Annotated in this window: 15 protein-coding genes; 12 read left to right on the plus strand and 3 right to left on the minus strand. The window is 73.5% G+C overall.

Going from position 1 to position 19,156, the window contains the following annotated elements; genetic code table 11:
* The first annotated feature begins 12 nt into the window (after positions 1 to 12).
* From ACFVQ0_RS12900 to ACFVQ0_RS12910, 3 genes are read left to right on the plus strand one after another with little or no spacing between them, the layout of a single operon-like run.
* Entirely contained in the window at positions 13 to 984 is a 972-nt protein-coding gene (locus ACFVQ0_RS12900; RefSeq protein WP_390087245.1) for a zinc-binding dehydrogenase, read from the plus strand.
* A 31-nt stretch (positions 985 to 1,015) separates the two neighbouring features.
* The gene (locus tag ACFVQ0_RS12905; protein WP_311303269.1) at positions 1,016 to 1,225 is read left to right on the plus strand and encodes a helix-turn-helix domain-containing protein; all 210 of its coding nucleotides are present in this window, start codon (positions 1,016 to 1,018) and stop codon (positions 1,223 to 1,225) included.
* Complete coding sequence (locus tag ACFVQ0_RS12910) at positions 1,225 to 1,797, plus strand: Clp protease N-terminal domain-containing protein (RefSeq protein ID WP_390087247.1); 573 nt, start codon at positions 1,225 to 1,227, stop codon at positions 1,795 to 1,797. The genes ACFVQ0_RS12905 and ACFVQ0_RS12910 overlap by 1 nt, the downstream gene beginning before the upstream one ends.
* A 108-nt stretch (positions 1,798 to 1,905) precedes the next feature.
* On the opposite strand, the gene ACFVQ0_RS12915 is transcribed toward ACFVQ0_RS12910, so the two are convergent.
* Together ACFVQ0_RS12915 and ACFVQ0_RS12920 are read right to left on the minus strand one after the other, a co-directional pair.
* The gene (locus tag ACFVQ0_RS12915; protein WP_390087249.1) at positions 1,906 to 2,922 is read right to left on the minus strand and encodes a helix-turn-helix transcriptional regulator; all 1,017 of its coding nucleotides are present in this window, start codon (positions 2,920 to 2,922) and stop codon (positions 1,906 to 1,908) included.
* A 1-nt stretch (position 2,923) separates the two neighbouring features.
* Positions 2,924 to 3,781 (minus strand): DUF4097 domain-containing protein, encoded by an 858-nt coding sequence (locus ACFVQ0_RS12920; RefSeq protein WP_390087251.1) that lies wholly within the window; start codon positions 3,779 to 3,781, stop codon positions 2,924 to 2,926.
* Positions 3,782 to 3,955: 174 nt separating this feature from the next.
* Between ACFVQ0_RS12920 and ACFVQ0_RS12925 the strand changes: the two genes are divergently transcribed.
* Positions 3,956 to 4,834, plus strand: a complete 879-nt coding sequence (locus tag ACFVQ0_RS12925) for a hypothetical protein (protein WP_390087252.1) — start codon at positions 3,956 to 3,958, stop codon at positions 4,832 to 4,834.
* Between the two features lie 203 nt (positions 4,835 to 5,037).
* Here ACFVQ0_RS12925 and ACFVQ0_RS12930 read toward each other — a convergent pair whose 3' ends face one another.
* Positions 5,038 to 5,223, minus strand: a complete 186-nt coding sequence (locus ACFVQ0_RS12930; RefSeq protein ID WP_390087254.1) for a DUF6104 family protein — start codon at positions 5,221 to 5,223, stop codon at positions 5,038 to 5,040.
* A gap of 163 nt (positions 5,224 to 5,386) precedes the next feature.
* Between ACFVQ0_RS12930 and ACFVQ0_RS12935 the strand changes: the two genes are divergently transcribed.
* From ACFVQ0_RS12935 to fxsT, 8 genes are all read left to right on the plus strand, one after another.
* Positions 5,387 to 5,986: a CU044_2847 family protein gene (locus ACFVQ0_RS12935; RefSeq protein WP_390087256.1), complete on the plus strand. Its 600-nt coding sequence runs from the start codon at positions 5,387 to 5,389 to the stop codon at positions 5,984 to 5,986.
* 56 nt (positions 5,987 to 6,042) lie between these two features.
* The gene (locus ACFVQ0_RS12940; protein WP_390087258.1) at positions 6,043 to 8,052 is read left to right on the plus strand and encodes a trypsin-like peptidase domain-containing protein; all 2,010 of its coding nucleotides are present in this window, start codon (positions 6,043 to 6,045) and stop codon (positions 8,050 to 8,052) included.
* A 159-nt stretch (positions 8,053 to 8,211) separates the two neighbouring features.
* Entirely contained in the window at positions 8,212 to 9,234 is a 1,023-nt protein-coding gene (locus tag ACFVQ0_RS12945) for an AAA family ATPase (RefSeq protein ID WP_390087259.1), read from the plus strand.
* Positions 9,235 to 9,241: 7 nt separating this feature from the next.
* On the plus strand, positions 9,242 to 12,775 hold the full coding sequence (locus ACFVQ0_RS12950) for an SAV_2336 N-terminal domain-related protein (protein WP_390087261.1): 3,534 nt from the start codon (positions 9,242 to 9,244) through the stop codon (positions 12,773 to 12,775).
* A 186-nt stretch (positions 12,776 to 12,961) separates the two neighbouring features.
* Positions 12,962 to 13,177 carry an FxSxx-COOH cyclophane-containing RiPP peptide gene (gene fxsA / locus ACFVQ0_RS12955; protein WP_390087263.1) on the plus strand — a complete coding sequence of 72 codons (216 nt, stop codon included), beginning with the start codon at positions 12,962 to 12,964 and terminating at the stop codon, positions 13,175 to 13,177.
* A 372-nt stretch (positions 13,178 to 13,549) separates the two neighbouring features.
* Positions 13,550 to 14,689: an FxsB family cyclophane-forming radical SAM/SPASM peptide maturase gene (locus tag ACFVQ0_RS12960; RefSeq protein WP_390087806.1), complete on the plus strand. Its 1,140-nt coding sequence runs from the start codon at positions 13,550 to 13,552 to the stop codon at positions 14,687 to 14,689.
* The gene (locus ACFVQ0_RS12965) at positions 14,686 to 16,077 is read left to right on the plus strand and encodes an aKG-HExxH-type peptide beta-hydroxylase (protein WP_390087265.1); all 1,392 of its coding nucleotides are present in this window, start codon (positions 14,686 to 14,688) and stop codon (positions 16,075 to 16,077) included. The genes ACFVQ0_RS12960 and ACFVQ0_RS12965 overlap by 4 nt, the downstream gene beginning before the upstream one ends.
* 81 nt (positions 16,078 to 16,158) lie before the next feature.
* Complete coding sequence (gene fxsT / locus ACFVQ0_RS12970; RefSeq protein ID WP_390087267.1) at positions 16,159 to 19,152, plus strand: FxSxx-COOH system tetratricopeptide repeat protein; 2,994 nt, start codon at positions 16,159 to 16,161, stop codon at positions 19,150 to 19,152.
* Positions 19,153 to 19,156 lie beyond the last annotated feature (4 nt).

Consider the following 19,156-nt stretch of genomic DNA (forward strand, 5'->3'; position numbering starts at 1 on the left):
ATCGTCGGCCCCATGTTCGCCGCCTACGCATCCCGCATCGACCGCGACCACCCCCTCAACGGCCTTGAGCTGGGCGAACGCCCGGCTCCCGGCGCGCGTCCGGGCTGGACCACCGTCAACGTCCGGGCCGCCTCCCTCAACCACCACGACCTCTGGTCCCTGCGCGGCGTCGGCCTCGCGGAGGACAAGCTGCCGATGATCCTCGGCTGCGACGCCGCCGGGACCGACCAGGACGGCAACGAGGTCGTCCTGCACTCCGTCATCGGCCAGACCGGGCACGGGGTCGGCCCCGACGAGCCCCGCTCCATCCTCACCGAACGCCACCAGGGCACCTTCGCCGAACAGGTCACCGTCCCCACCTGGAACGTGCTGCCCAAGCCGAAGGAGCTCACCTTCGAGCAGGCCGCCTGCCTGCCCACCGCCTGGCTGACCGCGTACCGGATGCTCTTCACCAACGCCGGGGTACGGCCCGGCGACTCCGTGCTCGTCCAGGGCGCCGGCGGCGGGGTCGCGACCGCCGCGATCGTGCTCGGCCGGGCCGCCGGACTGCGGATCTACGCCACCAGCCGCGACGAGGCCAGGCGCAAGCGCGCCGTCGAACTCGGTGCCGTCGAGGCGTACGAGCCCGGCGCGCGGCTGCCCCACCGCGTCGACGCCGTCATCGAGACGGTCGGCGCCGCGACCTGGTCCCACTCCGTCAAGTCCCTGCGCCCCGGCGGCACGCTGGTCATCTCGGGTGCCACCAGCGGCGACCGGCCCGCGCACGCCGAGCTGACCCGGATCTTCTTCCTGGAACTGAAGGTCGTCGGCTCGACCATGGGGTCCAAGGACGAGCTGGAGGACCTGCTGGCGTTCTGCGCGGCCACCGGGGTGCGCCCCGTCATCGACGAGGTGCTGCCGCTGGACCGGGCGCAGGAGGGCTTCGAACGCCTCGCTTCCGGCGACCAGTTCGGCAAAATCGTGCTGACTGTCAACCAGGATTGACACGTCGGTCGTGTCAATGTAAGTTGACACCATGACCGAAGCAACGGAACTCGCCGCACGCGCCGGCGACCACGACCCCCGGGTGGGGCTGCGGTCGGTCGCCGCGCTGCGACGGCTGCTGGAGCAGCTCGAAGCCGTACAAGTCAGAAGCGCCCGCGCCAAGGGCTGGTCGTGGCAGGAGATCGCGGCCGAACTGGGTGTCAGCCGCCAGGCCGTGCACAAGAAGTACGGGAGGCATTGATGTTCGAGCGATTCACCAAGGGTGCCCGCGCCACCGTGACCGGCGCCGTCACCCACGCCGACCGGGCCGGCAGCGGTCCGGTCACCGAGGAGCACCTGCTGCTCGCCCTGTTGGACCAGCGGGGGAGTCGCGCCTCCTTCGCCGCCGCCTCGCTGGGTCTCACGGGCCGCAGGGCGTCGGTGGAGGCCGCGCTGGCCGACGCGCGCAGGCGCGGCGGCATGACGAAGGCCGACGCCGACGCCCTCGCGGGCATCGGTATCGACCTCACCGCGATCGTGTCCCGGATCGAGGAGGCGCACGGCGAGGGCGCCCTTCGGGGCGAGCGCGCCGACCGCCGCAGACGGATCGGCGGCCGGTTCAGCCGCGGGGCCAAGGGGATCCTGGAGAAGTCGCTGCGCATCGCGCTCGGCCGGGGGGACAGGTTCATCGGTGAGGAGCACGTCCTGCTCGCCCTCGCCGCGTCCCCGGGTGTCGTGGCGGACGTGCTCGCGGAGCACGGTGCGAGCTACGCGGCGATCGAGCGCGCGCTCTACGGGGACGGTGGCGCGCAGCAGGACCGCTGGGCGGGATGAGCGACGCGGGCGGGGAGGGATGAGTGACGGGCGGCCGGGATTCCCCCGGGCCGCCCGTCGTCTTCCGTCGTCCCCGTCGTCCCCCGTCGTCCCCCGTGGCCTCGCCCCCTACTCCGTACCGCCGTCGGGGTCCTTCCGCAGCAGTGCGCCGATGTGGGCCGCCGCCGTCGAGAGGTGGCGGCGGGCCTCCGCGAGCTGCTCCTCCGTCACGCCCCGGTCCCTGGCCGCGTCCCGGATGTCGTCGCGGAAGCGGTCGAGCAGCCGGTCCAGATCGCGCGCCGGGTCACCCGTACCGCCCGAGTCCTTGCCCCAGTCGGGGTCGGCGTCCGCTGGTTCCGGCTTGATGTAGGGGGGCCAGCCTCCGGTGCGGACGATGCCGCCCAGCTGGCCGGTGATCTCCGCCAGTCCCTCCCGTACACCGGCCGGCCAGTCGCCGCGGGAGAAGTGCTCCTGGACCTGGCGGGCGGCGTTCTGCATCTGCTCGCGCGCCCGGTCCTGAGCCTCCTTGGCCTGGCGGCGGGCCTGCTGGGCGTCCTCGCGGGCGCGCCGGGACTCGTCCTTCGCCCGGCGGGCCTGCTCCTTCCACTCCTGCCTGGCCTTGCGCAGCTCCTCCTTCGCGGTCCGCCACGCCTCCCTGTCGCTGAGGTCTGACAGATCGCCGAGGCCGCCGAAGTCCCCGAACCCACCGAAGGGGGACTCCTTGCCGGCCTTCTTTCCCGGACGGGGGCCGGCGGTGTGCCGGGACTCGTCGGCGGCGGCGCGCATATCGCTGCGCAGCTTGCCCGCCGCTCCGCGCACGTCGTCGCGGATCTCGGCGGCCAGTTCGGAGACCGACTCCCGGATCTCCAGCTCCAGATCGGCCAGCTCGCCGGTGCGGCCCGCTAGTTCGGCGCGGCCGGCGTCGGTGATCGAGTAGACCTTGCGGCCGCCCTCGGTGGCATGGGTGACCAGGCCCTCCGCCTCCAGCTTGGCCAGCCTCGGATAGACCGTGCCGGCCGAGGGCGCGTACAGCCCCTGGAAGCGTTCCTCCAGCAGCCGGATCACCTCGTAGCCGTGGCGGGGCGCCTCGTCGAGCAGCTTCAGCAGGTAGAGGCGCAGGCGGCCGTGGGCGAATACGGGGGGCATGTCAGAGCACCTTTCCGGTCGGCTCGGCGTCGTGCGCGTCGTCGTCCACCGGTGGGCGGCGGAGCAGGGCGATCGAACCCGAGACCGTGGTCGCCTTCAGTGTCCCCGTTCCGGAGCCGAGCGTTCCGGTGATCCGCTTCGAACCCCACTGGCCGTTGACCCGCAGGTCCTCGAAGCCGTTGGAGACGGAGCCGCTCGCGGTGTTCGCCTCCACCTTCGCGTCCGCCGGGTGCGGCAGCCGGATGGCGACCTCCCCGGAGACGGTGGTGAGCCGGATGTCGGTGGGCTTCCCGTTCGGGTCCAGGTCGAGCACCATGTCGCCGCTGACCGATTCGGCCAGTACGGAAGCCCCGGCGCCCTCGACGACCGTCAGATCGCCCGAGACCGAGTGGAAGCGCAGATCACCGGTGACGGCCTGGGCCTCCACGTTGCCGGACACGGTCTCCGCGCCGACCGGGCCCGATAGTCCGACGAGGGTGGTGTCGCCGGTGACGCCACGCACGTCCGTACGGCCGCGGATCCCGGAGACGAAGGCCCCGGCGCCGACCACGCCGACCTCCACGGCCGAACCGGCCGGTACCGCGAGGGAGACGGCGGCGTGCCGGTGCCAGCCCTTGCGGTCGAACCACTTCAGGAGGCCCTGCCAGGCCAGGTCCTCGTAGGTGACGGTGAGGACGCCGTCCTTCTGGGTCACGATCAGCGGCGGTCCCTCGATGCCGGTGACCTCCAGCCTGGTGGTCGGTTCGTCGGTGCCGACGACGTTGACCGTGCCGTTGACGATGCGCACGCTGAGCGCCGTCACGGGTTCGTCGAAGGTGAGCTTCTGAGGCTCGGCGATGGCCCACGTCGACACAGGCATGGATCTGACCTCCCGGGGAGCGCGGCTGACGCAACATATCGCGTCTCTTGCAGAACACGATATATCGCGGATCGGGGAAGTCAAGACGGGTCGGGAGAGTGGCCGGGGTGAGGCCGCCCGTTTAAATCGCACCAAAGCATGAGGAATCTGGATGATCTGTCTTACGGTGAGGGCATGGACGCGACATCACCTGTGGGCGCACTGCTGCTGTGCCGGGCCGGATCCGAGGCCGTACGGCCCGTCGCCCACCTGCTGCGCGAACCGATGCTGCTCGCGCCCGCCGGAGACGGCTGGAGCGTCCTCGTCCCCGGGGGAACGCCCTGGCAGGACCGGCGCGAGCGGGGCGCTGGGGAGGCGGCCGAGCCCGTCGACCGGGTGCTGGGCGGCTGGGCCACCGCACTCGCGGTCGGCTCCACCTGGCCGGTCCTCGCGCTCTGGTGGGACGGCGACCGGGCCGGATACACCCTGGCCGCGGGCTTCCGCCGCCCGGTCGGCTACGTCTGGCTCGCGGACGGCACACCGGTGGGTGAGGACGAGGCGATGCGTACGTTCGCCGAGCGGCTCGGCCTCGATCCCGTACTGGACGTCCAGGTGCTCGAAGGTCTCACCCGCCCCGATCCGGAGGCGGACGCCCGTACCCGGCTGCGCGGTCTGCTCGCCGTCCTCACCCGCACCGGGCTGACGCTTCCGGCCGGGCTCGACCCCGGGCAGTCCGCCGCCGAGCTGACCGCCGGAGCCGGCGGTGGGCCCGAGGTCGAGCGGATCGCCTGGACCGGCTGGCGCGACGCGGTCATGGTCGAGCTGGACGCGGTCGAGGGCAGCCGCGTCGGGCCCTGGATGCGCGGCCCCAGGGCCCGCGCCCTGGCAGGCGCCCAGCTGGCCGCAGGGCTCCCGCTCGCACTCTGGGGAGCAGGCCGGCGCAGCGGCGGCTGGGTCTTCGCCGGGGCCCTGCTGATGGTGCACGGCGCGCTCGGGCTCGCGTACGACCGGATCAGGTCCGAGGGGCCGGACGGGGCGGCAGGGGCGGACGGGGCGGCGGACGAGCCCGTCTGACGGTCGTAGGCGAGCCCGAGCGGTCGCGCCGCATGCCTCATGGCGTCAGCCGCGTCGCCGGTAGGGCGGGAAGCGGTCCGGATCGGTGAAGTCCTGGTCCGCGTCGGGCCAGCGGCTCCGCAGGGTCGCGGCGATCCGTCCGGTCCACCCCGCCAGAAGCCGGTGGCCTGCGCAGGGCCGGGGGCACTGCCGGACGTGGCGCGCTACTCGTCCTCGTCCTCGTCGTCGTCCAGCCGGGCCAGCCAGGTGGCGAGGCGCTCGACCGGCACCTCGAAGTCGGGATTCAGATCGACGAACGTACGCAGCTGCTCGGCGAGCCACTCGAAGGAAACCTCCTCCTCGCCTCGCCGCTTCTCCAGCTCCTCGATACCGCGGTCGGTGAAGTACATGCCGGCCAGTTTAATGCCTGGTGAGAGCCCGCATCGGCTGCCGGAACCGGCCGTGCGGGCGGCCCGTGAACCGATCCGCCGCACCCCCGCGTCCTCGTTCATGTACCTCGCATCGGACGTCTACGCCCGTTAACCTGCGGGTAGTTGGGGAACGGGGGGTGTCATGGGTGACAGTGAGGCCCGTATTACGCGCATTGAGATGCCGGACGGCACGCCGGTCTGGGCCCGTATCTCGGGAGCCGGGGAGCTGGACGGTCCGGCGCCCGGTTCCGGTCCCACCTACACGGACACCGGGTTCGGTGACATCGCCGACCAGGTGCAGGCCCGCGTCGAGAGTCTCCACTCCGTGGTGACCAGCGTCGCGCGCTCGCTCGCCGTGCCGCTGCGCGCGGTGCGGCCGGACGAGGTCAGTGTTGAGTTCGGGATCGAGCTCACGGCCAAGTCGGGCCGGATCGTCGGGCTCCTCGCGGACGGTGAGGCCAAGGGAGCCATCAAGGTCACGCTCACCTGGAACGGCGGCGGACCTCCCGTGGACCCGCCCCCGCCCGCCCCCGTACCCGTCCCCGCGCAGGCCCCGGCGCCTCCGGCCCCCGCGCCTCCGGCCCCCGCGCCGCCGCCGCCCGCGCCGCCGGTCCCGTTCGCGCCCTCCGTGGCCCCGCCCGTCGCACCGGCTCCCGCGCCCCCCGGTCCGTCCGCCGGTGCGTCTCCCGGCGCCCCGGCGCATCCGGACGGCGCGGGCGGCCCGGACGGTGGCGGGACATGAGCCCGGAGGGCGACGGGGGCGCGGACGGGGGGCCGGGACAGCCGGAGACTGCGCTCATGGGCCTCGTGCACGACGCCACCGTGCGCATCCATCGCACCGGGGCCGGGTATGCCCAGGACGGACCCGGCGGGGAGTTCCTGGGGAGCGGCTTCTTCATCGCCCCGAGCTGGATCCTCACGTGTGCGCACGTGGCGATGCGGGGGGAGGGGGGCGTGGTGAACGTGTGGTTCAAGGAGGACCGCTACAGCACCGAACTGAGCGAGGTGCCCGGCAAGGTCGTCGTCGCGATGCCCGGCGCCCGCCCGCAGGGCGCCCCCGGCTGGCCGGCCCCCGACCTCGCGCTGATCAAGCTCCAGCGGCCCGTCGAGCACACCTGCGTGTACGTCACCGAGCGCTCGGAGGCCATGCTCCGCAGCCGGGAGATCCACTGCGTGGGCTGGGCGCCCTCGCAGGGCGGCGGACTGCTGAAGCGCAGCGGCGTCTGCGTGGTGAAGGGGGCGTACGGCGCGTCGGACGACGCCGAACAGGTCGTCCGGCTCGACGGGGACTGGCTGGAGCCCGGCATGTCCGGCGGACCCGTGGTCGATCTCGCCCGGGGGGAGGTGGTCGGCGTGATCAAGTCGCGGCTCGACAACCACCAGGGCGGAACGGCCGTGGGGATCGAGCGGCTGCGCACCGTGAAAGTGCCGTCCGCGCCCGTCGAGACCGAGGCCGACGACACCTACCAGTCCGTCTTCCACGCCCACGACCGCTACCACGCGGACCGGCACAACAGCCCGGCCAGCACCGAGCGGACCTGGGCCGACGTGCAGAGCGAGCTGGCGTACCCGCCCGGCGGCGTCCTCGGCCCGAAGCGGCGGGCGGATCTGCTGGGGCGGCTCGCCGAGTTCCCACCCCCGGTCAGCACCCGCGCCCTCCTCGTCCTCCTGGACACGCTGCCCGGCGTCCACTCCCGTGACCACCGCCCGGCCCCGCGCGGCTGGCGGGACGGCCTGGGGGCGCTGTACGACACCCGGGCCCGCGACCGGGACGCCCCGCTCGAACTGGTCCTGCGCTACTGCATGGGCGTCCTCGCCGCGGAGCGCCCCTTCGACGTGCCCTCCACCAGGACCGCCGCCAAGTCGCTGTGGGAGTGGGTGAAGCGGATCGCGGAGGAGGAGCTGTCCCGGGACTTCCGCCGGCAGCTCGCCATGGAATGGGCGGCCGTCCGGCTGCGCCTGGAGGAGAACCGCCGCCGGGCCGTTACCCGGACGGGCGGGGCCGGCCGGCCCGGCGAACGCCCCTGTGTGCTGCTGGCGCTGGAACCCCAGGGCTGGGCCCGGGACCGCTACGACTGGCGGATCGGGGTGGCCCGCCACACCGGGGAGATGCTGCCCGTCGACGAGGACAGCCAGGGCGCCGCGCTCGACCCGCTGCCGGACCGGCTCGCGGCCGCGCTGACCGAGGCCTTCCGGCAGTGCGACGAGCCGGGTAGCCCCGCCCTCCTCCAGGTCGCCGTCGCACCCGCGCTGTTCGGCCTTGAGGTCGACCGCTGGACGCTCCCCTCGGACGGGCTGCCGCTCGGCGTCATGCGCCCGGTGGTGCTGCGCAGCACCGTCCACGGGCCTGCCGAGGAGCGCCTGGCGCGCTGGAAGCTCCCCCAGGACAGCCAGAGCCGGGCCGAAGTCGTCGACTGCGAGAACGAAATGCGGGTACGAGTACCGGAGGTCGCGCAGCTGCGCACCCTGGCCCACGACAGCGTGCCGGTGCTCTGCCGTTACGGCAGCCGGCCGGACCCCGAGATCACGGCCGGGGTGGTGCGGGTGCTGGAAACCGGCTTCGGCGTGGCCCTGCTGCAACGGCGGCCGACGGAGACCGACACGGTCTGCCGGGAATTCCACCGACGCGTGACCGAGGCCGTCTCCGACGCCCGGTCCCGTGACGTGCTGCCGCTGAAAATGCTGGAGCTGAGAAAGGGAGTGGGTGCGGAACGCCCCGAGACGTACTGGTCCGATGGAATAGCCCTGTTCTGGGACGATCCGCACCATCCGTTGCCCGGTTCCGACGAGTTCCTGGAGGCGCCGTGACCAGACGCGCCGGTCATCATAGGGAAAGGACCCCTGAGGACCGTGCCGGTCCTCTTACGAGGGGTGCGCCCGATCGCTACGGTAAAGCACGTCCGGCGGCTGCCGTCTCCTGCGGAGCAGCCGCCGTACCCGGCGGACGAGTGACACAAGGACCACGCTATGAGTGAACCCACTGAGTGGCTCATCTACCGAGGGATCGGCGAACCGCACGACGGTTTACCGGAGTTGCCGCCCCCGCCGCCCTGGCGTGACTTCTCGGGCGGGCGCGGTGACCCGGCGGACGGGGACGACTCCGCGGACCGCCGGCTCGGCATCCCCGGGCGCATCGCGGAGGAGCACCGGCCGGGCGCGGAGGAGCTCGAAATGATCAACGCCGCGCTGTATCTGCGGCGGCCGCTGCTCGTCACCGGGGATCCGGGGGCCGGCAAGAGCACGCTGGCCCACTCGGTCGCCCGTGAGCTCGAATTCGGCAAGGTGCTGCGCTGGCCCATCGTCAGCCGCTCCACGCTGCTGGACGGCCTCTACCACTACGACGCGATCGCCCGGCTGCAGGACGTACAGATCGCCTCGCACACCGCCGCGAACGGCGAAACAGGAGCCGACTCGGCCCAGAACGTGGGCAGTTACATCCGGCTCGGCCCGCTCGGCACCGCGCTGCTGCCCTCGGACCGGCCCCGGGTGCTGCTCATCGACGAGCTCGACAAGAGCGATATCGACCTGCCGAACGATCTGCTCAACGTGCTGGAGGAGGGCGAGTTCGCCATTCCCGAGCTGGAGCGGATCGTGGACCGGCTGCCCGACGGCGAGGCGGACGTGCTGGACCACGACGGCAACAAGGTGCGGATCAAGGGCGGCCGGGTGCAGTGCCGGGCGTTCCCGTTCGTCGTCCTCACCAGCAACGGCGAGCGGGACTTCCCGGCGCCCCTGATGCGCCGCTGCATCCATCTGGAGCTCGACCGCCCCGACCACAAGCGGCTGGCCTCCTTCGTCAAGGCCCATCTGGGCGAGGAGGCGGCCCGCTCCAGCGAGGATCTCATCGCCCGGTTCCTGGAGCGCTCACGCAGCGAACTCCTCGCCACCGATCAGCTGTTGAACGCCATCTACCTCACCCAAGCCGCTGCGCCGGCCGGCCGCGACCGGCTGGCGGAACTGCTCATCCAGCGGCTCGACCGGCCGAGGTGAGGTACTGATGCCCGGGGCGGACGACGCCGTCGCGCGGCCCGGTGCGGGCCGTGCCTCGGAGCCGTACGACGGAGAGCTCCTGCAGGCGCTGGTGGCCCGGCTGCGCGGGGCCGGGTTCGATCCCGATGCCGAGCAGCTCTGCGACGCCCTCTGGCTGGCGGGCCTGACCGGTGCGTCCGGCGGCCCGGAGGAGGAGGGGGACGGGTCAGGGGTGACGCTCCCGGACCTCCCGGCCCTTGGGGGGCAGGCCGGCCCGGGGGGACGGGAACGGACCGGCGCGGACGGCGGCGCCGTCGCGGACACCGACCGGCCCGGCGAGGACCGTGAGCCGCGAGACGGGCCGGCCGCCGACGGACGCATCGCCCTGTACCCCGACCCCGGCACCCCGCGCTCCGGAACCGGCAGGGACGGGGACGACCCGGACGGGGACGGCCTGGACGGAGACGGCCTGGACGGGGGCGGCCTGGACGGGGGCGGTGCGCGGGGCCGCCGCAGATCCCCGGCCGGGTCCCGAACCACCGAACTCGCGCTCGGCGTACCGGCCGCCCCGGTCCTGCCCGCGCCCCTGGAACTCACCCGCGCGCTACGCCCGTTGCAGCGCTACCGCCCGGTCTCCGCCCCGCTGCGACGCACCCTTGACGAGACGGCCACCGCTGATCGCAGCGCCCGCGCGGGCGGCATGGTCATGCCGGTGTTCCGTGGCGTCGGCCGGGGCGACGCGATCCTCCAGTGCGTCATGGACGCCTCGTCGTCCATGCTGGTGTGGGACCGGATGTTCGGCGAACTCCAGCAGATCTTCGGTCAGTTGGGTGCCTTCCGGGATGTGCAGGTGCGCTATCTGCACCAAGGCCCGGACGGCGGCTGCACGGTCAGCAGGAGCTCCGACCCCGCCTCGGCCCCGCTGCACTCCGCCGACCGGCTCAGCGATCCGACCGGGCGCCGGGTCACCGTGATGATCAGCGACTGCGCCGGGCCGCTCTGGCGCAGCGGACGCGCCCACCGGCTGCTGCACCAGCTCGCCCGGCTGGCCCCGGTCGCCGTGCTCCAGCCGCTGCCGCAGCGCATGTGGAACCGCACCCGGCTGCCGGTCACCTTCGGTTCGCTCTCCCGCGGCGACGGCCTCGCGGGAGCCACCCTGCTGAAGGTCACGGAGGACGCCGGAACGGGCCCCGCCGTGCACCCCGGCGCCCTCGCCGTCCCGGTCCTCCCGCCGGCGCCGGACGCGCTCGCGGCCTGGGCCAGGCTGCTCTCCGGTACCGGCGCGGCCCGGATCTCCGGAGCGGTCGGCTGGGTGCGGGCCGACCAGCCCCCGGCGGCCGTCCAGCGCTCCGGCGCCACCCTGTCCTCGCTCCAGCTCGTCAGCCGCTTCCGGTCAACCGCCTCACCGGCGGCCGGACAACTGGCCGTCTACCTCGCGGCCGCGCCCCTCTACCTGCCGGTGATGCAGCTCGTGCAACGCACCATGCTGCCCCAGTCGGGGCCCTCCGAACTGGCCGAGGTGCTGCTGAGCGGGCTGCTCTCGCGCGCCGACGGCACGGGCGGCGGACGCGGCCAGTGGTACGCGTTCGAGCCCGGCGTCCAGGAGGCGTTGCTCGGTCCGCTGGGCCGGGACGAGGCGCTGCTCGTCCTCAAGCACTGTTCGCAGTACATCGAGACGCGGTTCGGCAAGGGCGGGCCCAACTTCCCGGCGCTGGCCTTCGCCCAGCTCGGTGACGCCGGGGCGGACGGTTCCCCGTACGACCCCGGGTACCCGGGGTCCGGCCCTGTTGACCAGGAAGACCAGCAAGACGGGGGCGACGACAGGGAAGAGAGTGACGAGAACGAGGAGAACGAGGAGAACGAGGCGGACGGGGCGGCGGGGAGGCGCGGTGGCCCCCGCGCACCCCATGCCTTTGCCGAGGTCGCAGCCCGCGTACTGGAGCGATTCATGCCTGTGCCCCCCAGATTCGTGATCCCGCCGAAGCCCCCCGTCCCCGGACCGCCGCCCCCCGGCACCACCTCTGTCGTGGAGCGGGCCCGCGAGCTGGCGAGGGAGTTCGACGCCGACAAGATGGTGCAGCGCCTGATCGACGCGGTCCAACTCCTGCGCGGCGCCGCCGAGAACGGCCCGCGCCAGTCTGCCGACCCCGAACTCTGGGCGGAGTACGCGCGCTGCGTCCTGCGGCTCTGGGAGGTGCAGGGCGGCGGCGAACTGCTCCGCGAGGCCGAGCGCGCCGCGGAGCGGGCCGCCGCCGTTCCCGGTGCGGTACGCGAACGGGCGGTACTGGCCAAGGTGCTGCACGCGGCCGCCGACGACCGGCGGCGGCGCGGCGACCGGCGCGGCGCCCTGGAGCTGCTGCGGCGCGCCGACCGCGAGTACACCGCCGCCTGCGCCGCCCCCGGCCTGGCACCGGCGGAGGCGCTGCGGCTCACCCTGGAGCGGGTGCGGGCCCTGGAGGCGCAGTGGCGGCTCGACGGGGACAGCGCCCTGCTGCAGAGCGCCTGCGGGATGCTGGAGGCCTTCGCCGACGCCTGGCCCGACCAGGAGAACCGGCCGGCCGCGCTCCCGCTCCAGCATGGCCGGACGCTGCTGAAGCTGGCCGGCGCCACCGAGGACACCGAACAGTCCAGGGAGTTCGCCCGGCAGGCCGCCCGCTCGCTGCACACCGCCTTCGCCCAGGGCGGCCGGCACACCATGGGCACCGAGGTCCGCATCGTGCTGGACCTGGTGGACGCGCTGCTGGCCTCCGGCGAGGAACCGGACGAGGCCGCCGCCCTGACCGGCCAGGCGCTGGAGACCGTACGGGAACAGCGCCAGCGCGCCCAGTTGCAGACCAGGGCCGGGCGGGTCCGGGTGGCCCGCTACGAGCACACCGGCGACCCGGACGAGCTGGTGGCGGCCGCCGACTGGTTCGCCCGGGCGGCCCGGGGCACCCCCCGGGACTCCCGCGCCCACACGGACCTGCTCGCCGAATGGGGCGGCACACTGCTGCGCCGCGCCGAACTCCCGGACGGCGCGGCGCACATCGGGGCCGCGGTGCGCGTGCTGCGCGACTGCCGGACCGAGACGCCGGCCGGCGGCCCGCACCAGTCGGAGCGGCTGCTGATGCTCGGCCGGTCCCTGATGCTGCGGCACCGGGCGACGGCGGACCGGGTCGACCTGCGGGAGGCCGAGTACCTCTTCGGGCTGGCGGCGCAGGAGGCCGCGGACCCGCTGACCGCCGCGCGCTGCTGGCTGGAGCTGGGCCGGGCGCTCCTGGAGGCCGCCGACGCGCTGGCCCGGCCGACCCGGCGCGACGAGGCGGCGGAGGCCTTCCGCTCGGCCGCCGCGTCCGCCGCGACGGCGGAAGCGGAGCTGGAGAGTCCGCAACGGCGATGGGAAGCCGTCGAGTTGGGTGCTACAGCCAACCACTGGCGGGGTATGACCTATGAGAGAGCGGGGCGTCCCCGGGCCGCGCGAGAGGCCTACCGGGCGGCCCGCCTGGAGTGGCGCAAACTGCCGGATGGCGGCGGAGCCGCGGGCGACCGGACCGCGGAGCGGCTGGCGGAGCTGGAGCGCTGAGTGCTCAATGGCGAGCACCCGGCACGGCCGTGCGCCCGGACCGGCCAGGAGTGCGACCGGCGCGCGACCGGCGCCGGCCGACGGCACGGGCAGTGGGACGAAACGGGTCAGGGACGCGGGACCGGCGGTGCGCGCTCAACGGCGAGCGCGGCACGGGCGGCCCGGTGCTGAGTACGGGGAGGCGTGATGAACGAGTCGACACGTAGCGACGGGGCGGCAGTGCCCGCCGGCACGGGCGGCGGTCCGTCCGGGGCCGAGGGCGCGCTGCCGGATCTGCTGGGTCTCGATCTGGAGACCCTGCGGACCCTGCACCACCCGGTGCTGGCCGAGGTGGTCGCGGATCTGCGCGGCCGGGCGGAACAGCCCAAGGAAATGCTCTGGGGGTTCACCAGCGCATTCTGAGGCGGAGGGTCCCGCGTCACCGCCACCGGAGCGGGGGCCGGCGGGCCGTCTCGCGGTACCGCCGCCCGGACCGCGACAGGCGGACGGTTTCGGCCCGGGGCGAGTCCGATCAGGACATCATCGTCCGGGACGTGTCTGCCTGCGCCGGGCGACGGGGATACTCACCCCGCGCCGGTACCGGTAACCGTCCCGGCAGACGTACAGCACGGGGGTGCCGGAGTGGCCCGACGGACGACGCCGCAGAGGGAGCGGCGGTACCAGCACGGGAGCGGTGAGCCGTTCCCGGGTGCCGCGCGCCCCACCGGGCCCGGACCGCGCCCGGAACCGGCCGGCGGAGCGGGCCCGCCCGCACCAGTACCGTTCGGCCAGTTCATCGTGAAGGTGCACGGCCGCTGCAACCTCGCCTGCCGGTACTGCTACCTGTACGAGGGCCCCGACCGCACCTGGCGGGACCGGCCCGCCGCCGCCGCGCCCGCCGTCCTGGAGCGCACCGCGGACCGGATAGCGGAGCACGCCGCCACTCACCGGCTGCTCCACGTCGCCCTGGTGCTGCACGGCGGCGAACCCCTGCTCGCGGGCCCGGACCGGCTGGCCGCACTGGCGGACCGGGTGCGGGAGCGGGTGCCCGCCGGCTGCACCGTCCACGCGACCGTGCAGACCAACGCCACCCTGCTCACCGACGCGGGCGTCACCGTGCTCGCCCGGCACGGCATCAGCGTCGGCATCAGCCTGGACGGCGGACTGGCCGCCCACAACACCCAGCGCACCGACCACGCGGGCCGCCCCTCCTGGCCCGCCGCCGCTCGCGGTGCCCGGCTCCTCGCGGACCGCCACCCCGGCGCGTACGCGGGCATCCTCACCGTCGTGGACCCGCGCACGGACCCCGTCGAGATGTACGAGTCACTGCTCGCCCTGCGCCCGCCGGCCCTGGATCTGCTCCTGCCGCACGGCAACTGGACCAGCCCGCCGCCCGGACTGCCGGACCGGGCGGGCATCCCCACGGGCCCGGGTTCCGGCCGCGCCACCCCGTACGGCGACTGGCTGTGCGCCGTCTTCGACCGCTGGTGGCCGGCGGCCCGGCGGGAGACCCGGATCCGACTCTTCGAGGAGTGCGTCGCCCTGCTCCTCGGGCTGCCCGCCGCCACCGAGTCCCTGGGCCTGGACCCCGTCAACGCGGTCGTGGTCGAGACCGACGGTTCGATCGAGCAGGTCGACTCCCTCAAGTCCGCCTACGACACCGCCGCCGCCACCGGCCTCGACGTCTTCCGGCACACCTTCGACGACGCCCTGCGCCACCCCGGCGTCGCCGCCCGCCAGGCCGGAGCGGGCGCGCTCGCCGCCGTCTGCCGGGCCTGCCCGCTGCTGACCGTCTGCGGCGGCGGCCACTACGCACACCGCTACCGCGCAGAGAACGGCTTCAGCAACCCGTCCGTCTACTGCGCGGACCTCGAACGGCTGGTCCGCCACGTGGCGGCCCGGCTCGCCGACGCAACCGCAGGAGACCCCCCATGAGCCCCGCCATCCCCGAGCGCGTACTGCGCGAACTCGGCCGCACCGAGGGCGACACCGACTCCCTCGGCCTGCTCGTCCGCGACCAGGACACCCGCCGTCTCGTCCTCCTGCGGGCCCTGCTCGACGCGGCGGCCGCCGCCCCCACGACCGTGTGCCCGCCCCCGCTGCTCTACCGGCTGCGCGAGGACTGGGCGCTGCTCGAAGCCGCCGAACGTGCCGACCGGGCCGCCGCCCGCACCGTGCTGTTCCACCCCATGACCGGCCCCTGGGCGCAACGGCTCCTGGGCGGCCTCACCGGCACCACCGCCGCGGGCCCGGAACTCCGCACCGACCTGGCCCACCTCGGCGCCCTCGCCGCGGCGGCCGCGATCCGGGCCGGCCTGCCCTGCACCGCTCGGCTCACCGCCCGCGAGGGGCTGCTCCCGCTGCCCACCCTGGGCGCGGTACGGGCGGCCGACGGGCTGGTCGAACTCACGTACGCGGACGGCGAGATGACGGTCCGCCCGGCCGGTGCCCCGCCCCTCTCGGTACGGGCCCTGCCGGATAGCACCATGAGCTCGGCCGACCCCCGCTGGCTGCCGGTGCTCACCCTGCCCGCCGTACTGCCGGGCACCGGGCCCGTACCCCTGGACGACCTCGACCCGTACCGCACCCGGGGCACCGGGCTCGAACGGCACGGACTCAGCGCCGCCACCCACATCGACGACCACGAACGCAAGGCCTGGACGGAATCCTGGTCCGGCGTCGAACCACTGCTGCGGGTGGGCGGCGAACACCGGCTCACCGAAGCGGCCGTCCTGCTGCGCTGCCTCGTCCCGCTCGGCCCGCCGCCCGGTTCCGGCCCGCCCGGACAGGGCGGGGCCCATTGCAGTGGCACCCGGCGCGAGGCGTTCGGCGCGGTCCTCAGCAGCAAGCCCGCGACCCCCGCCTACTTCGCCTCGACCCTCGTGCACGAACTCCAGCACACCAAGCTCGCCGCGCTCGGCGCACTCGTCCGGCTGCACCACGAGGACGCCACCCCACGCCACTTCGCCCCGTGGCGCTCCGACCCCAGGCCCTTCGACGGGCTGCTCCAGGGAGCCTATTCGCACCTGGCGCTGGCCGACTACTGGCAGCGGTTCGCGCTCGGCGCGCGCCGGGTCACCCACCGCGATCTGGCCTGGACGGAACACGCGCGCTCCCACCGGCAGGTCGGCGCCGTACTGCCGGTCCTGGCCGGCTCGGCCGGGCTGACGAACGAGGGGCGGGTGCTGGTCAACGAGATGATCACGGTCTACCACCGTCTGGAGGATTCGCCGCCCCCCACGGGTCACCTGGCTCGCGCGGAGGCCTATGTCAGCACCGCCAAGGTGATATGGCAGCAGAGGAACGGATCACCCGGGAGCTGAGCGGCCAGGTGAATTCGGCCGGAGAGTCAGTGCTCAGGTGTATCTTGACAGAGCTCGCAACGAGGTCAGGGAGACGGTTGAATGCCCGGAACGCGTAAGCAAGTTGGAGCAATCGGGGCGCAGACTGTCACCCTCAGTTTCGCCGGTTTCAACCGAGCCTGGGCGGCGTGGATCGCGGACCGGCTGGAGCGGCGCGGGGTGGCGGTCGTCCAGCAGCGCTGGGACCCGCCGATGGAGGTACCGCTGGAGGACGCCCTGCGGGACCTGATGCTCTCCCGCGGCCGGATCCTGGTCCTGCTCAGCGACTGGTACTTCCAAGTCGGGCCCCGCGGGCACGAGGAGTGGAACCGCGCCCTGCGCGAGGTCGTCGCACCCGACCCGGACCGCTTCGCCGCGGCGTCCGTCACCACCTCCGCGCTGCCCGGCGCCACCTCTGTCTTCGGCGCCGCGGACCTGACGAACGTCGGCGCGGACGAGGCCGAGCGCCGGCTGCTCGTACGGCTGGGACTGCCCACGGACCCGCTGCCCGAGTCCGCCGAGGCGCGGCCGGGGCCGCGCTACCCGGCCGACACCCCCGAGGTGTGGGGCGGGGTGCCGCGCCGCAACACCCGCTTCACCGGCCGCGAAGAACTGCTCAGCAAGGCCTACACCGCACTCCAGGACGCCGGAGCCGGCGCGGGCGTCGTCACCCTGCACGGCATGTCGGGCGTGGGCAAGACCCAGCTGGCCGCCGAGTACGTCTACCGGTTCGGCTCCGAGTACGACGTGGTGTGGTGGGTGCCCGCCGACCGGCGTGCCCTCTACCGCCAGAGGCTCGCCGAACTCGCTCCGGAGCTGGGCCTGTCCACCGGCGCCGAGTACGGGGAGCGGCTGCGCGCGGTCCGCGACTCGCTGCGCCGCGGCGACCCGCACTCCCACTGGCTGCTGGTCCTGGACGGCGCGGACGAGCCGGAACAGATCTGGGACCTGGTGCCGACCGGCCCCGGCCATGTCCTGATCACCTCCCGCAACCCCGAGTGGGGCGAGCACAACAGCAACCTGGTCGATGTGCCGGTCTACAACCGCGACGAATCGGTCGCCTTCATCCTCCGCCGGGCCCCGCGCCTCACCCGGACCGAAGCCGACCAGCTGGCCGAGGCACTGGAGGACCTCCCGCTGCTGCTCGACCAGACCGCGGGCTGGCTGAACGACTCCGACATGTCCGTCGAGGAGTACATCGAACTCCTCGGCGGCGGCATCGACCAGGACGTCGTCAAGGTCTCCGCCGACTTCCCGCTGGCCTTCCAGACCGCCTGGTCGATACTGCTGAACAAACTCCGGGACACCGTCCCCGAGTCCGTCGACCTGCTGCGGCTGTGCAGCTTCTTCGCGCCCGGCTCCATCCCCGTACGGCTGTTGAAGGAGATGCCGCCCGGAGAGCTGCCCGAGCAGCTCTCCGGACTGATGAACGACCCGCTGCTGTGGAACAAGGCGATCGGCCAGCTGCGTCAGTACTCCGTGGTCCGCCTGGAGTCCCACGAGGCCGTCATCGACGAGTCGTCCTCGGGCGAGTCGATCTATCTGCACCGCATGGTCCACCAGATCGTCCGCAAGGACATGCCGGAGCACGACCGCCAGGAATTCATGGACGTGGTCCGCCGCGCACTCGCCGCCGCGGACCCGGGCCGTCCCACCGACACCCGGCTGTGGCCCCGGTACGCGGAGATCGCCCCGCACCTGAAGTGGGCCGACGTCCTGCGCAGCACCGACCCGGCGGTCCAGTCCCTGGTGCTCAACTGCCTGCGCTACATGTACCTCTCCGGGGAGTACCGGGCCGGAATCAAGCTGGGCTCCCGTGCCATGTCGGCATGGGGTGAGCTGATGGGGGAGATCCACCCCCGGGTCTGGGACCTCAGCTACAACTACGCCAACCTGCTGCGCGCGGTCGGTGACTACGCCGGGACCGAGGTGATCGAGCGGGCCGCCGTCGACCACCTGCGCGCCGAGCGGGGCACCCACGACCTGGAGCACCTGCGCGCCGCCAGTGGCCTCGCGGCCGACCTGCGCGGCCTCGGGCGATACGACGAGGCGTACGAGATGTCCAGCTGGGTCCTGAGCGCGTACCGCGAACTGCTGGGGGACCAGGACTCGCTCACGCTCAGCGCGCAGAACAACCTGGGAGCGTCCCTGCGCCTGCTCGGACGGTACGAGGAGGCGTTGGAACACAATCGGCGCACCCTGGAATCGCGGCGGCAGCTGCTCCGGCAGCGCCACAGCTGGACGCTGTACTCAGAGATCAACTACGCCACCGATCTGCGCCTGCTCGGCCGGTACAGCGAGGCCGAATCGCTCCAGACCCAGAGTGTCCGGGTGCACCGGCTCGTGATGGGCAACGAGAACCCCCAGACGCTGCGCGCCGAGCACAACCTGGCGCTCTGCTACTACCGTTCGGGGCAGCGCGGTCCGGCTGCCGAGCTCTTCACCCGGGTGCTCGAACGCGGTGAGCGGGTGCTCGGTGAGAGCGACCCGCTCACCACGATGTTCGCCGCGAGCCAGAGTTGCTTCGCTCGGGAGCACGCCGACATCGACCAGGCCCGGGCCATAAGCGAGAAGGTCATCGAGGCCTACACGGACATGCTGGGTGAGCAGCATCCCTACGTGGCGGGCACCCGTGGCAACCACGCCCTGATCCTGCGCAACGTCGGGGAGCGTGACCACGCGCACCACCTGGCGGAGGAGGCTCTCGCTGACATGGGCCGGGCGGTGGGCGAGGACCACCCCTGGACGCTGGGCTGCGCGGTCAACGCCGCGGCGCTGCGCAATCTCGTGGGCGACCCCGAGTCCGCCGCCGCGCTGACGGACTCGGTCATCACCCGGGCCACCGAGGTCCTCGGCAGGACCCACCCGCTGACCCTCACCGCCCGCATCGCGCACGCGGCCGATCTGCGCGCACTGCGCGACCGGCAGCGGGCGGACAAGGTCGAGACGGAGGCGCTCGGCGATCTGGCCGCCACCCTGGGAGCGCAGCACGTTCACACGGTCTCGGCACGCTCCCGCAACCGGCCGTACTGGGACTTCGAGCCGCAGATGATCTGAGTAC

It is taken from the genome of Streptomyces sp. NPDC057900, assembly GCF_042887885.1.
Classification (GTDB): Bacteria; Actinomycetota; Actinomycetes; order Streptomycetales; family Streptomycetaceae; genus Streptomyces.